Annotated in this window: 12 protein-coding genes, 3 tRNA genes and 1 pseudogene; 10 read left to right on the top strand and 6 right to left on the bottom strand. The window is 68.7% G+C overall.

The window, feature by feature from the left end; genetic code table 11:
• The first annotated feature begins 56 nt into the window (after positions 1-56).
• Together HJC40_RS29190 and HJC40_RS29185 are read left to right on the top strand one after the other, a co-directional pair.
• Positions 57-1,655 (top strand): ABC transporter ATP-binding protein, encoded by a 1,599-nt coding sequence (locus HJC40_RS29190; protein ID WP_250006138.1) that lies wholly within the window; start codon positions 57-59, stop codon positions 1,653-1,655.
• Positions 1,652-3,358 carry an ABC transporter ATP-binding protein gene (locus HJC40_RS29185; protein WP_250005905.1) on the top strand — a complete coding sequence of 569 codons (1,707 nt, stop codon included), beginning with the start codon at positions 1,652-1,654 and terminating at the stop codon, positions 3,356-3,358. The genes HJC40_RS29190 and HJC40_RS29185 overlap by 4 nt, the downstream gene beginning before the upstream one ends.
• 335 nt (positions 3,359-3,693) lie before the next feature.
• Here HJC40_RS29185 and HJC40_RS29180 read toward each other — a convergent pair whose 3' ends face one another.
• Both HJC40_RS29180 and eis read right to left on the bottom strand, forming a co-directional pair.
• Entirely contained in the window at positions 3,694-3,969 is a 276-nt protein-coding gene (locus tag HJC40_RS29180) for a hypothetical protein (protein ID WP_250006143.1), read from the bottom strand.
• Positions 3,970-4,015: 46 nt separating this feature from the next.
• Positions 4,016-5,197: an enhanced intracellular survival protein Eis gene (gene eis, locus HJC40_RS29175; RefSeq protein ID WP_250005903.1), complete on the bottom strand. Its 1,182-nt coding sequence runs from the start codon at positions 5,195-5,197 to the stop codon at positions 4,016-4,018.
• 189 nt (positions 5,198-5,386) lie between these two features.
• Between eis and HJC40_RS29170 the strand changes: the two genes are divergently transcribed.
• The 3 genes from HJC40_RS29170 to HJC40_RS29160 all read left to right on the top strand — a co-directional run bounded on the left by HJC40_RS29170 (position 5,387) and on the right by HJC40_RS29160 (position 5,659).
• A tRNA-Gly gene (locus HJC40_RS29170) sits at positions 5,387-5,459 on the top strand.
• 34 nt (positions 5,460-5,493) lie between these two features.
• Positions 5,494-5,564 (top strand) — tRNA-Cys (locus HJC40_RS29165).
• A 20-nt stretch (positions 5,565-5,584) separates the two neighbouring features.
• Positions 5,585-5,659 (top strand) — tRNA-Val (locus HJC40_RS29160).
• A 64-nt stretch (positions 5,660-5,723) separates the two neighbouring features.
• On the opposite strand, the pseudogene HJC40_RS29155 reads toward HJC40_RS29160, so the two are convergent.
• Both HJC40_RS29155 and HJC40_RS29150 read right to left on the bottom strand, forming a co-directional pair.
• Positions 5,724-5,939, bottom strand: a pseudogene (locus HJC40_RS29155) (site-specific integrase); the annotation flags it as partial.
• Between the two features lie 753 nt (positions 5,940-6,692).
• Positions 6,693-7,694, bottom strand: coding sequence for a hypothetical protein (locus tag HJC40_RS29150; RefSeq protein WP_250005901.1), 1,002 nt, complete (start codon positions 7,692-7,694; stop codon positions 6,693-6,695).
• A gap of 450 nt (positions 7,695-8,144) precedes the next feature.
• Between HJC40_RS29150 and HJC40_RS29145 the strand changes: the two genes are divergently transcribed.
• Entirely contained in the window at positions 8,145-8,561 is a 417-nt protein-coding gene (locus tag HJC40_RS29145) for a hypothetical protein (protein ID WP_250005899.1), read from the top strand.
• Positions 8,562-8,938: 377 nt separating this feature from the next.
• Here HJC40_RS29145 and HJC40_RS29140 read toward each other — a convergent pair whose 3' ends face one another.
• Complete coding sequence (locus HJC40_RS29140) at positions 8,939-9,796, bottom strand: helix-turn-helix transcriptional regulator (protein ID WP_250005897.1); 858 nt, start codon at positions 9,794-9,796, stop codon at positions 8,939-8,941.
• Between the two features lie 166 nt (positions 9,797-9,962).
• On the opposite strand from HJC40_RS29140, the gene HJC40_RS29135 reads away from it, so the two are divergent.
• From HJC40_RS29135 to HJC40_RS29125, 3 genes are read left to right on the top strand one after another with little or no spacing between them, the layout of a single operon-like run.
• A complete protein-coding gene (locus HJC40_RS29135; RefSeq protein ID WP_250005895.1) occupies positions 9,963-10,820 on the top strand; it encodes an SDR family NAD(P)-dependent oxidoreductase in 858 nt (285 codons plus the stop codon).
• A gap of 57 nt (positions 10,821-10,877) precedes the next feature.
• Positions 10,878-11,798, top strand: coding sequence for an NAD(P)H-binding protein (locus tag HJC40_RS29130; RefSeq protein WP_250005893.1), 921 nt, complete (start codon positions 10,878-10,880; stop codon positions 11,796-11,798).
• Complete coding sequence (locus HJC40_RS29125) at positions 11,795-12,511, top strand: type II CAAX endopeptidase family protein (RefSeq protein ID WP_250005891.1); 717 nt, start codon at positions 11,795-11,797, stop codon at positions 12,509-12,511. Before HJC40_RS29130 ends, HJC40_RS29125 begins: the two co-directional genes overlap by 4 nt.
• Before the next feature lie 30 nt (positions 12,512-12,541).
• Here the strand turns inward: HJC40_RS29125 and HJC40_RS29120 are convergent, their stop codons facing one another.
• Positions 12,542-13,021: a hypothetical protein gene (locus tag HJC40_RS29120; RefSeq protein WP_250005889.1), complete on the bottom strand. Its 480-nt coding sequence runs from the start codon at positions 13,019-13,021 to the stop codon at positions 12,542-12,544.
• Between the two features lie 147 nt (positions 13,022-13,168).
• Between HJC40_RS29120 and HJC40_RS29115 the strand changes: the two genes are divergently transcribed.
• Entirely contained in the window at positions 13,169-13,555 is a 387-nt protein-coding gene (locus HJC40_RS29115) for a DUF1801 domain-containing protein (protein WP_250005887.1), read from the top strand.
• Positions 13,556-13,567: the final 12 nt, after the last annotated feature.

The raw sequence follows: 13,567 nt of genomic DNA, 5'->3' as shown, positions 1-13,567 counted from the left end.
ACATACGGGGACCGGCACGATTTCTCTGGTCGTTGGGACGCAGCAACAAGGGCCGGGTGGGTCTCGGCGCGCTCTTCGGATCGTTGTGGTTTCTCAGCCTGGCCTCCGCGCCCTGGCTGATCTCCCGCGCGATCGACCACGGCCTGGCGCCGCGTGAGCCCGGCACGCTGATCGGCTGGGCCGCGGCCGTGCTGGTGGTCGGCGCGGCCAGCGCGGGCCTCGGCATCATGCGCCACCGCAGCATGACCAAGCTGCGCCTGGCCGTCGCCCTGCAGACCGCCGACCTGGTGATGACCCACGCGACCCGGCTGGGCTCGGCGCTGCCCCGGCGCGTCACCGCGGGCGAGGTCGTCACCATCGGCATCTCCGACGTGTGGACGATCGGCCGGGCGATGAACGTCGGCGGGGTCGGCGTCGCGGCCACCCTGGCCATCAGCGTGGTGGCCGTGGTGCTGTTCCGCACCTCCCACATGCTGGCCTTCGTCGTGCTGATCGGCGTGCCCGTGCTGGCGCTGTTCGTCGGCCCGCTGCTGCAACGGGGCCAGCGGGCCGGCCTCGACTACCGCGAGAAGCAGGGCGAGGTGAACGCCCGCCTGGTCGACGTGCTGGGCGGCCTGCGCATCCTCAACGGTCTCGGCGGCAAACAGACCCATCTCGAGCGCTACGACCGGGAGTCCGCCCGGCTGCGCGACCAGGGCTACCGGGTGGGCGGGCCGTTCAGCTGGATCGGCGCGCTCGGCGACGGGCTACCGGTCGTGTTCCTGGCCGTGGTCGTCTGGCTCGCGGCCCGGCTGGCCGCCGACGGCGATCTCTCGGTCGGTGAGCTGGTCGGGGTGTACGGCTACACGGCCATGCTGGTCATCCCGGTGAACGTGCTGATCTTCTGCTCGTTCGACGTGACCCGCGGGCTGGTCTCCGCCCGTCGCGTGGTCGAGTTCCTGCGGCTGCCGGTCGACGACCCGTCCGGCGACCCCGCCCCCGACGGCCCGGCGCTGCTGCACGACCCCACGTCGGGCGTGTTCGTCGAGCCCGGCCGGCTCACCGCGCTGGCCGGCGCCCGCCCGTCCGACGCCGCCGGGGTGATCGACCGGCTCGGGGCGTACGGTCCGACCGACGCCACCTGGGGCGGCCGCCCGCTGGCCCAGGTGGCCCAGCGCGAGGTCCGGTCGCGCATCCTGGTCGCCGAGCCCGACGCCGCCCTGTTCGCCGGGCAACTGCGCGAGGTGGTGGCCGGCCGCGACGACCCCGACGACGACCGCGTCCGCGCGGCGATCACCACCGCCGTCGCCCACGACGTCGCCGCCGAGCTCGACCGCCCGATCGAGTGGGCCGGGCGCAACGTCTCCGGCGGCCAGCGCCAGCGCGTCCGGCTGGCCCGGGCCGTGCACGCCGACCCCGAGATGCTGCTGGCCGCCGAGCCGACCTCGGCCGTCGACGCGCACACCGAGGCGGCCATCGCCGAACGCCTCAGCGCGGCCCGCCGCGGCCGCGGCACGGTCGTGGCCACCACGTCCCCGGTGCTGCTCGACCGGGCCGACGTCGTGCACTACCTGGTCGACGGCCGGGTCGCCGCCTCCGGCACCCACCGCGAGCTGCTGGCCACCACGCCGGGATACCGCGACCTGGTGACCCGCGTCTTCGGGGAGGACGAGTGAACCTGCCGGTTGCCGATCAACGCCAGGTCGGCCGGGCCGCCTGGCGCCTCGTGACGGCCGACCGCCGCTCGGTCGCGGTGATGATGACCCTGAACGGGCTGGCCGCGCTGGCCGCCCTGGGCGGGCCCTGGCTGCTCGGCCGCATCATCGACGAGGTCGCCTCCGGCGGCGGGGCCGAGGCGGTCGACAAACTCGCCGCGGGCGTGCTGGCCTGCGCGGTGGCCCAGACGCTGCTGTCCCGGCAGTCGTTGTCGATCGCCTACCGCTTCGGCGAGCGCACCGCCGCGCGCATCCGCGAGAACTTCCTGCGCCGTTCCCTGGCCCTGCCGGCCGCGGTGATCGAACGGGTGCCGGCCGGCGACCTGGCCGCCCGCGGCACCACCGACGTCGACGCGGTGGCCGGCACGCTGCGCGACATCCTGCCCAACATCTTCATCGGCGTCGTCCAGATCGTCTTCATCATCATCGCGGTGCTGGTGCTCGACCCGCTGCTCGGCATCGTCGGCGTGCTCGGGCTGTCCGGCATCTGGTTCTCCACCCGGTGGTATCTGCGCCGCGCCCGCTCGGCGTACCTCACCGAGGGCGAGGCCAACTCCCGGCTCGCCGACGAGCTGTCGGCCACCACCGCGGGCGCCCGCACCATCGAGGCCTTCGACCTGTCCGCGCGCCGCCTCGAGGTCGGCCGGGACGCGATCGCCCAGACCCGGCGCACCCGCCTGCGGACCCTGGGGTTGCGCAGCGTCTTCTTCCCGTCGGTCGAGATCTCGTACGCCGTGCCCAGCGTGCTGGTGCTGCTGCTGGGCGGCTGGCTGTTCTTCGAGGGCCGCGTGACCCTCGGCACGGTCAGCGCCGCGGTGCTCTACCTGCGCCAGCTGGTCGGCCCGCTCGACATGATCCTGATCTGGATCGAGTCGCTGCAGAGCAGCAGCGCGTCGTTCGCCCGCATCGAGGGCCTGGCCGCGGTCCCGGCCGCGCCGCCGTCCTCGACCACGCTGCCCACGGACGACCGCATCGAGATCACCGAGGTGCGTTACGCGTACGACGAGGGCCGCGACGTGCTCCACGACGTCAACCTGACCGTGCGCCCCGGCGAGCGGCTGGCGATCGTCGGCCTGTCCGGCGCCGGCAAGTCGACGCTGGGCCGCCTGATCGCCGGCGTCGACCGCCCGACGTCCGGCTCGCTGACCGTCGGCGGTGTGCCGGTGGCCGACCTGCCGCCCGACGTGCTGCGCCGCCAGGTCGTCCTCGTGACCCAGGAGCACCACGTCTTCCGCGAGTCCCTGCGCGACAACCTGATGATCACCGCCCCCGACGACGACCTGCGCCGGGCCCTCAAGATGGTCGGCGCCGACTGGGCCGACGACCTCGACCGCGACCTGGGCGACGACCCACCCGACGGCGCCCAGGCGCAACAGCTGGCGCTGGCCCGGGTGGTGCTGGCCGACCCCCACACGGTCATCCTCGACGAGGCCACGGCCTTGCTGGACCCGACCGCCGCCCGCACAGCCGAACGCGCCCTGGCCGCCGTCCTGCACGAACGCACGGTCATCGCCATCGCCCACCGCCTCCAGACCGCCCACGACGCCGACCGCGTCGTCGTCATGGAGGACGGCCGCATCATCGAGGTCGGCACCCACGACGCCCTGGTGGCCGCGGGCGGCCCGTACGCCGCCCTGTGGCACTCCTGGCACAGCAGCGACTGACCCCTCGGCCGGCCCGCAGCTCGCGCACGTGGGCGCCCGTTCGGCTCGGGTGGCCCGCCGGGTTCGGTTGGCCCGCTCGCGCACGTGGGCGCCCGCTCGGCTCGGGTGGCCCGCCGGGCTCGGTTGGCCCGCTCGCGCACGTGGGCGCCCGCTCGGCTCGGGTGGCCCGCCCAGCTCCGTTGCCCGCCGGGCTCGGGTGGCCCGCCAGCGCCGTTGCCCGTCCAGCGCCGTTGGCCCGCCCGGCTCGGGTGGGCCAACCCGGCTCGGGCCGACCTCCGCCTTCGGGTGCGCCCAGGCCGACCCGCTCGGGTGGCCGGTTCGTGCTCGCGCGCGGGTTACCGGCGCTTCGCGGCCAGCCGCTTCAAGTCCTCCGGAGGGGCCGCCAGGATCTTGCCGCGTGACCGCCAGGCCATGATCGACCCGATCGAGACGGCCGACATGACCGAGCCGATCGAGAGCCAGGAGCCGATCGACAGGATCGACAGGTTGGAGCCGATGGACCCGATGGAGAGCGACGACCCCACCGACCCGATCGACAGCACCGAGCCTTTCGAATAGATGCTCAGCACGGAACCCTCGGACTTGTACGACAGGATCGAGCCGTCCTTCATCCCGTGATTATCCCGCCCCCCTCCGTCTCGTGCCGCCCCCGACCTGTCAGAAGTCGGCGCAGATGTACGGCATCCGACGAGGGAACAGGCTGGTGAGCGAAGCCACCGCGGCCCCGTCGACCTGGCCCAGACCGCGTGTGACCACCTCGACGGGGTCGAGAACCCCGTACAGCAGGGCGCTGAACCCACCCACCGAGAGCGTCGCCGCCGGGGTCGAGGTGCCCTTGGTCACCGTCAGCCGGCCGTCCTCGCCGACCAGCCGCCACAGCCCGCCCACCAGCGGATCGTCGACGATCTCGATCGTGACGTCGCCCGCGCCCACCGCCGTGCCCGTCAGCGCCGGCATGTCGAGCACGCGCACCATCGGCCCACCGTGCCGGGGATGGTCGACCTTGGCCTCAGTCGTCACGGTGAAATCGGTGCCCCACAGCTCGGGCACCTCCTCGGTGCTCACCCGCACGTGGACGCGCGCCACCTGATCGACGTGCCGCCCGAAGAACTGCAACAGCAGGGCCCGCCCCAGCGGCCCGGTCGTGAGCAGGTCAGAAGCGTAGAGATCCCCGCCGTACGCCGCCACCTGGTAATCCACCACGCCGACGACCTCACCGTCGACGCGAGCGACCGCCACCCACCGCTTGTCATCACGGAACTCGGCCGCGCGCGTCGCGTCGTACACGGCGAACCCGTGACGCTCCCCGAGCAGGCGCTCCCGCAGCCCCAGCCACTCGTCGAACCCGTCCCGCATCGGCAACCGCTCCACCTCACCGGGCAGCTCGGCCCGTGTCAGATGGGAGAGCCCCTCAGGCGCGAACGTGGCGATGCGGTGGCGCGGCGTCCCGACATAGCCGAACCGGGCGTAGAAGCTCGGCCGGAACGGGTAGAGCGCGCTCACGGTGCTGCCCTCGTCGCGGGCCTGGCGCAGCAGCCGCTCCAGCACCCCACGAACGATCCCTCGGCGCCGCGCGGACGGATGCGACGCGACCGACGCCACACCGGCCATGTCGTGCACCACGCCCCGCACGTTCTGCCGCATCCGCAACGAGGCCGCGCAGGCCAACGTCTGGCCATCCTCCTCGGCGACCAGGTTGATCGCCGTCTCGAAGAACCTCATGCGCTGCTCATAGGCCGCCTCGTCGCCGTCGGACCACGGTGAGGGCAGGAACGCGTACGTCTGCAGCGGGAACATGGTCGCCGTGCGCTCCGCCGCGCTGATCTGTCGGAACTCCATGGACTCATCCAACACCGGGGCGACCCGGTGGCGCCCGCTTGGTTTCCAACCTGTGGATAACGAGGAACGCCCTGGTGAACGGGCCCCGGCGACGCGCCGGGGGACCCCGGTTTGGCAAGGCTCCCGATGACCAGCTAATGTTTCTTCCGTCGCCGGGGCAAGCCGGAACGCAGGCAAGCCAAGCGACGTGCGGACGTAGCGCAGCTGGTAGCGCATCACCTTGCCAAGGTGAGGGTCGCGGGTTCGAATCCCGTCGTCCGCTCGGAGAGGCCTTCACAGACGTGCTGGGCCGGCTCGGTGGAGTGGCCGAGAGGCGAGGCAACGGCCTGCAAAGCCGTCTACACGGGTTCAAATCCCGTCTCCACCTCGGCAAGGTTTTTGTTTTACGGGCGATTGGCGCAGCGGGAGCGCGCTTCCTTGACACGGAAGAGGTCACTGGTTCGATCCCAGTATCGCCCACCAGGTCAGAGGCCATATCCAGTGACGGATATGGCCTCTTCTCATCACTGGGTGACTATCTGGGTGACTAAGCCCCGAGTTCTTCCTCGGTCGGAAAGATCCGATCCATGGCCTCAGGTCCCGTGAGCAGGACAGGCCGCAGCTGGGGGCGGTACACCTTCTCGGTGACCGAGGTGCCGGAGTGTCCGCACAGGTCCGCGATGTCCTAGAGCGAGGCACCGCCATCTGACACGAGCGACACGAAGCTGTGCCGTAGCTCCCGAGGTGTCCAGTCGGCCGGAGTTTCGTCGAGGCTACTGGGCTAATCGAAGCCGTGGGAGCGTTGCGGCAGATGCCGACGGTGAGCGTTGCGGTCAGCAAATTTGGACCGGTTCGCCATCGGCGAGAGGGTCAGTCCTATGCCTGGTCGACAGTCGGTGCCTTCCCCTGATTAGTGGGTAGCGAGACGAAGGATGTACCGGCCGAGGTAGCCGTCAGAGGCCGTCAGAGGCCGTTGAGGCAGGCTTTGTTCAAACTTTCTGTACGTCTTCAAGGCGGCCCGATCGGGCCGCTCACTCCGTCGCCGAGGGCAGCGCACTGCCGCCCGCGAGGGATGCGGGCGGCGGCGCGCTAACGCTCCTCGGCCACACTCGTGGAAAGCGGAGAGAGAGGTCGGGCCTGCCGAAGACCGCCAGAGCCCTCGGGTATGAAGAGGGTCCCGGCAGCCGACCGGCACGGCCAGGGCGACGCGGCGCAGGTGCCCGTGCCGGGCGTAGCGCGTGGGCGGGCCGGTAACTGGTTGCGGTTACTGCGCCTCCGGCGGGGGCACTCCGGCTCCGGGATGGCTGCGCACCCCGTCACCCTCGACCCGGGCAAGCCGAGCAGGACCCCCGACGGCGCCCGCCGACCTGGGTGCCTATGTCAAGGCCATCTTGACGCGGCGGGCGCCGGCGGCGGCCCGCTCCCACGGTGGCGGGTCGAGCGTGACGGGATGACAGCGTGCCAAAAAGCGCTTGGACGGCGAACCCTGACGTTCGCAGGGGCTCTGCGATAGCCGCTATCTCTGGTTATGCGTCTTGAGCCAAGCATTCCATTTGGAACCGACCGTGTTATCGGGAAGTCCTGCTTTTGACCTCTCTTGAGGTCTTGCACTGTCAATCCATGTCATACCGATTAGCGATCCGCGATGATGCCGTCGACCGAAGGCAGAAGTGAAGGGTAGTCCGTAAACAAAGAGCGGTTGGAAAATGCGTGGCAGCACTTCTATTAGCGCTCCGCCGACTAGGCCGATCAACGCGCCCGCAAGGAAGTTGCTACCCTCGCGGTTTCGGGCAAGCGACTCATCCGCAATTCTAATGGCGGGAGTAGTTGCATCCCCTGGTTCGAAGTCGTCCCAGGAGAGCTTGGATGAATCCCTTAGACTAGGCGAGGCGTAGGTGACCGACTCCCCCGGGAATAATGGCCCCAAATCAATCTTGGAACTTGCAAATCCATCGAATCCTACATATGGCAACCGCAATTCCGCGATGTTGCCGCTGAAATCGCCTAGGGGTCGCATCATCTCGCCTCGGAGCACGATGCGCTCCACGCGCGAGTATGTTTTGGGAATCACTAATGAAATGAGCTCCGTCACATCTACGGACTGTATCTTAAGCGCTACAACTTGCTCGGATCCATCTTCGAACTGCCGGAAGGCCATAGGATTTCGTAATCGGGCGTCACCGGTCAGGAGAATGGTGGCGTAGTTTTCCTGACTATTGACAATGTTGGTTAGCGACCAAGCGAGTATATCGACGCGCTCGAAGTCATCGATCGTGTCCCGCCCTCCCTCTGTGGCGAAAGCTAAGGTCGTCCGGATCCCTGGTGAGTCTTTCGATGGCTTAAGGGTAGTCACTGCAGATATGCCGCCCCGATATTCAGAATTTGGAATCGGCTGATTCGCAGACTGATATATCTCGAACGCGGTTATTGCACCTGCTGTCGCTATGGAAGAAAAGAGCAGAAGTTCGATGTACCATCTGACGCCGAGAAGGGGCCGCGAGTCGCCCGTTTGATCCATCGGCTTGGCTCCTCCCAGATGTAGCGATCGCTTGCAGTGGTGCTACGAGGCGTTGGTGCTTGCTGGGAACCTGTGGGCAGCAGCCCCTAGGGGCGCGACGTCATTGCATCCATGGTCGTCACCGTCGACCAAGTCGAAGAGGGGGTTGTCGGATGCTTGTCAGACGAACTGGCGCGATAGTGCCCATCCGCGGCCTCGACCACCTGTCGTAGGCATGCGTGTCCGGCGACGGCGCACGTTCTTACCCGCGCGGACCGACTGAGTGACGAACTGGGTGACAGCGACCGTTGATCGCAGCGGACACTCAGGGACGACCACGGACTAATTCATGCAAGTCATGGGGAGCAGTCCGAGTTCGCTTAGGGTCGAGAATTCAGCACGGCGGATCCCCATCAGTTCGAGTTCGGCAGCGAGGGTTCCTGGCAGCGCCTGCGTCATAGTGTGGAGATCATGACAGGCGACGGTGCATCAAGGGCGGGCCGAGCTTCAAATGCCATGTATGGACATGTTGAGGAGCGGGACGGTGTGGTAGTCCAGTTCATGCTGGGCGGCGAGGACGCTTCCGACACGGTGGACAACGTCGACGCGCACATCTACTTGCCTGATGGCACCCACCGGTACGCGACTTTCTTCACCACGGAGGCGATCAACGCGCTTCTCCGTAAGTGGGCCAGGACTGGAGAGACAGGCGGTGGCCGGTACTTCTGGTGCTCGGATCAGGTCGTCGTTCCCCGGCCAGGCGTGCCGGCGATGATGGAGGCGGTTACCGAGATGATCCGATCCGGCGATATCACCTTCATGTGTGGCCTCGTAGATGATGGCCCGGACGAAGAAGGCCAGAGTGAGGACCCGGCGCCGAGTGCCTAACTGGGTGACAACCGGGGTGTCTAGGGCCGGACGTCCACGGGCTTCGGTGGGCTATTACCCCAGGTCAAGGGTTATTTTTATGCTGGCCAGGCGGTCATTATCGTTCCTTGATACAGAAGAGGTCGCTGGTTCGATCCCAGTATCGCCTACGAGATGCAGGGGCCGCGGTTCGCCCAAAGCGCGAACCGCGGCCTTTCGTCATATCTGCTCAGGGGGCCGCGCCCCTGAAATCCCACGGTGCGGTGGACACGCTCCGCGGTCCCGCGCCGGCGTGCGGACCACACTTTCGAGCCGGTATCGCGTCGGTGGGCCAACAGGTTGACGTGACCTCAGGTGTTCCCTGAACTCTGACAAACTCGCTCGGGACGCACGACGTGTCAGGCGCCGGTGAAGGTGTCCGCGCCGAGCACAGCGAGCAGGGCGAGCTTGTCGTGGCTTTCCGTGCCGGGTGTAGCGGTGAAAATAAGCAGTGACTGCCCCTGGTCGGGATCGAGCAGCGTCTGGCAGTACAGATCGATGCGTCCGACCTCAGGATGAACGAAGCGCTTGGCGCTGCTCCACCGCAGTCCCACCTCCTGACGGTTCCACAGCTGAGCGAACTCCCTGCTGCGGTGTTGCAGCTCGGCCACGAGCATGGCGGCCGGTGACCCGGGGCCTTGGGCGGTCGCTACGGCGCGCAGGATGGCGACGTAGACGCGGCTGTGCTGATCGTGGTCGTCGGGCAGATAACGGTCCCGGGCGGCGGGGTCAGTGAACCACCGGTAGAGGGCGCTGCGCGCCGGCCCGGTGTGACGGGTCTCGTCGCCGAGCAGAGCTACGGCGGGCGGTGTCTGCCGCAGTGTTTCGCCGACCGGACCCACGATCTCAGCCGGCGTGTCCTGCAGCCGGTCCATCACCCGCAGCAGACCGGGACTGATGTGCGCATCGCGCAGCTGTCGAGGTTGCAGCCGGTGACCACAGAGCAGGAACAGGTGGTCCCGTTCGTCGGGGGTCAGCCGCAGGCCCCGGGCGATGGCCGCGGCCATCTGCTGGGACGGCTGGGAACCGCTACCGCGTTCCAGCCGGGCCAGGTAGTCGGCCGACATGTCGCACAGCTCGGCGACTTCCTCGCGGCGCAGGCCGGTGGCGCGCCGGCGGGCGCCGCGGCGCAAGCCGACGTCCTCGGGTTGCAGGGACTCCCGCCGGCCACGCAGAAAAGCGGCCAGGCCGTCACGGTCCAGCGTCGCGTCGACCATCGGGCTCTCCTCTCGCACGTCATCGCGCCTGGACCTCATCGTCCGGTAACCCGTGACCGTTAACCACGCCCTGGCATTCAGCGGCTGAGCACGTCCTTCATCCCTTTCCCGGCGGCACCTCTACTGGATGACGGCATACCGGCACGTCCCCTCAGAGGAGTTTTCCATGACCAGATGGACCGCGGATCACCTGCCGAGCATGACCGGCGCAACGGTAGTGATCACGGGCGCCGGTGGAGGAATCGGGCTGGTGACCACGCGCGAGCTCGCCCGTGCCGGCGCGCATGTGGTGCTGGCGGTGCGGGACGTCGACAAGGCCCGCCGGGCGGTGACCGGCATGCCTGGTGACTTCGATGTCCGGCACCTCGATGTCGCCGACCTGGACTCCATTCGCGCTTTCGCGCAGTCGTACACCGGCGCCATCGATGTTCTGATCAACAACGCCGGGGTGATGGACATCCCGGCCGCGCGTACCCCGCAGGGCCTGGACCTGCAGACCACGACGAACTACTTCGGGCCTTTCCTGCTCACCTCCTTGCTGCTGCCCCGGTTGACCGACCGCGTGGTGACGGTGTCCAGCCAGCTGCACCGCTTCGGCAAGCTGCACCTCGACGACCTCGACTGGCGTACCCGCAAATACAACGGGCTCGCGGTCTACGAGTCCTCCAAGCTCGCCGTTGTGCTGTTCTCGCTGGAACTGCAACGGCGTCTGACCGCCACGGGCAGCCGCCTGCGCTCGGTCATCGCCCATCCCGGCGTCGCCCGGACCGGATTGGTCACGCACTCGAAGCTGAACATCGTCAACCGCCTGCCGTTCCTCGTCCAGGACGTCGAGCAGGGCGCGTTGCCGCTGATGTACGCGGCCACCCAGGACATCCCCGGCAATGCGTATGTCGGTCCGGACGGCTTGTTCAGCTTCACGGGATACCCGGTCATCCGTGAGCCGGGCCGCGCCGGTCAGGACCCGGCCGTGGCCAGGGAGCTGTGGCAGGCAACGGCCACCCTCGTCGGAGCCGACGCCTGATTCGGACGATCGCTCAAGGTACGGGATTTCCGGTGTCGCCCGGGGTAGTAGGAGCCGGTGACCAAGACGGTTCTGGTAAGCGGCGCGTCCGGCTTCATCGGCTCCCACGTGGCTGCGCGCCTGGCCGAGGAGGGCTACCGGGTGCGCGCCATGACCCGGCACCCGCAGGACTACCACGGCGCCGGGGAGCCGGTTGCGGCGGACGTGTCCGATCCCGGCAGCCTGGCCACGGCGTTCGCCGGGGTTGATGTGGCTTACTACCTGGTCCACTCCCTGGGGTCGGCCGATTTCGAGCGCCGGGACGCCGACGCCGCCCGGAACTTCGCCGAGGCTGCGGCCGCGGCTCAGGTGGAACGGATCATCTACCTGGGTGGGCTGGGCGCGAACGACGGCAAGCTGTCGGCGCATCTGCGGTCGCGGCGGGAGGTCGAGGACATCCTCCGGGCCGGGTCGGTGCCGGTGACCGTGTTGCGGGCCGCGGTGGTCATCGGGCACGGCGGCATCTCCTGGGAGATGACCCGGCAACTCGCCCACCGGTTGCCGGCGATGGTGACCCCGCGCTGGGTGCGCACCCGGACCCAGCCGATCGCCCTGCCGGACGCGGTGCGCTATCTCACGGGGGTGCTCGAGCCGGTCGAGGCCCGCGGTCGTACGTACGAGATCGGCGGCCCGGAGGTGCTGCGCTATATCGACATGCTGCAGCGCGTCGCCAAGATTCGTGGCGGCCGGCTGCCCAACCTCACCGTGCCGCTGCTGACCCCGCGGTTGTCGTCGGCGTGGCTCAAGTTCGTCACCGACGTCGACCTGGCGACCGCCCGCAACCTGGTCGACTCCATGTCCACCGAGGTGGTGGTGCGGGACGACGCCATCCTGCGGCTCGTCCCCGGTACGCCTCTCGGCTACGACGAGGCGGTGCGGCTCGCCCTGGCCGACCGCGAGCGGGCCGGCCGGCACGACAAATCGCGGGCGACCCGGTGACGTCAGCCTGGCTGAGCCGCGCGCGACGGGCCGTGGGTCCGTCGCTGATCGACCAGGTCGAACGCGACCACCACCAGACCGACCGGGAGTTCCGCAGGCGTCGCGTCGTCGTCGCGATCACCTTGCTGATCGGCGCCGTCCTGTTGGGGATCTCCCTGTCGGTACGCCCCGGCGACAACATCTTCTACCTGCTCACCGTGCTGGTGGCGCTCACCTGGGTCACCGGAGCGCTGCTGTCCGGGCCGCTGCACCTGGGCCGCATACCGTTCCGCGACCGGCTGCGGCGCCCGATCGTCACGCCGATCGTCACCGGGCTCGTGCTGGGCGCCGTCTTCGTGTCCGGCTCGCTCGTCGTCCGCGAGGTGCCGCCGCTGCGCGAGCTGGTCAACAGCGTGCTGGACCATGCCCGGTACGGCGCCATCGTGCCGATCGTGGCGGTCACGCTGCTCAACGGCGTGGCCGAGGAGGTCTTCTTCCGCGGCGCGCTGTTCGCGGCGATCGGCCGGCGGCACGCCGTCCTCATTTCCACCGTGATCTACGCGGCGGCGACGGTCGCCACCGGAAACCTCATGCTGGTCTTCGCCGCCTTCGTGCTCGGCCTGATCCTGGGCCTGCAACGGCGGGCCTCCGGTGGCGTTCTCGCCCCCATCCTGACCCACATCACCTGGTCGACGACGATGGTCCTGGTGTTGCCCGCCCTGATCCGCGAGTAAGGGACGCGACGCAGCGGTGGGACGGCGAACTCAGGCGACGAAGATCTGGACGGAGCCGATCTCGTTGTTCCAGCCGGGGCCGCTCAGGTCGACGATGGTACGGGCGTCGACACCGCTGCCCGAGACGATCAGGTCGAAGTACCCGTTGGCGGACGAGCAGTTCGTCCACTGGTAGAACCGCACCCGATAGGCGCCGGTGTCGGTGCGGACCGTCACGCCGAGGCTGGAAGCCGCATCGTTCACCGAGCCACCGGTCGTCCAGGTGTGCAGTGACAGGTTCTGGCAGCCGGTGCCCACCTGACCCCAGGAGCGACGCCAGAAACCGTTGGCCACCTGAAGGCTGGTGTTGTTGTAGAGGCAGACGTTGAGCCAGTCGGCTCGGGTCGGGTCGGGGCAGAACCAGTTGCCGAGACCGTTGGCCTGCGCCGCCTGAGGGACAACTCCGACCCCGGTGGCAACGATGACGGCGGCCGCCAGCCCTCGCAAAGCGCGCTTGAGATGGAGTTTCAAGGTTCCTCCTCATAGGAGCGTCAGGAGCGATCACCATACGTCTGAAAGAAGAACTTGAGTGCCCCAAGTGGGCGCCAACTTGTGAAGACCTGAACCGGACGGGTTACGGAAGGTTCCGGCGGGTCGGTTTCGTGCGAGGGTGGGCTGGTGAGTGACGTCGAGGTCTTTCTCGAGACGATCGCGGACGAGCAGCGCCGGCGCGACGCGCGCCTGCTCGTCGACCTGATGGCCGAGGTCACCGGGGCCGCGCCGGCGATGTGGGGCGGCGGCATCGTCGGCTTCGGCTCCCGGCACTACAGATACGAGTCGGGCCGCGAGGGGGACGTCGCCGCGGTCGGCTTCGCGCCGCGGAAGGCGCAGACGGTCCTGTATCTGACGGGCTATCTCGATTCGTACGCCGATCTGCTCGACCGTCTCGGCCCGCACACCCACGGCAAGGGCTGCCTGTACGTGAAGCGCGTCGACCGGGCCGACCAGGCCGCGCTGCGCGAGATCGTCGCCCGTTCCTACCAGGCCGCCGGGATCGCCGGATAGCGTGCCGGCCTC

Origin of the sequence: Actinoplanes sp. M2I2, from assembly GCF_023544445.1 — a bacterium.
Taxonomy (GTDB): domain Bacteria; phylum Actinomycetota; class Actinomycetes; order Mycobacteriales; family Micromonosporaceae; genus Actinoplanes.
The sequence above is the reverse complement of the archived record's forward strand: the minus strand, read 5'-3'. Positions and strand labels throughout refer to the sequence as shown.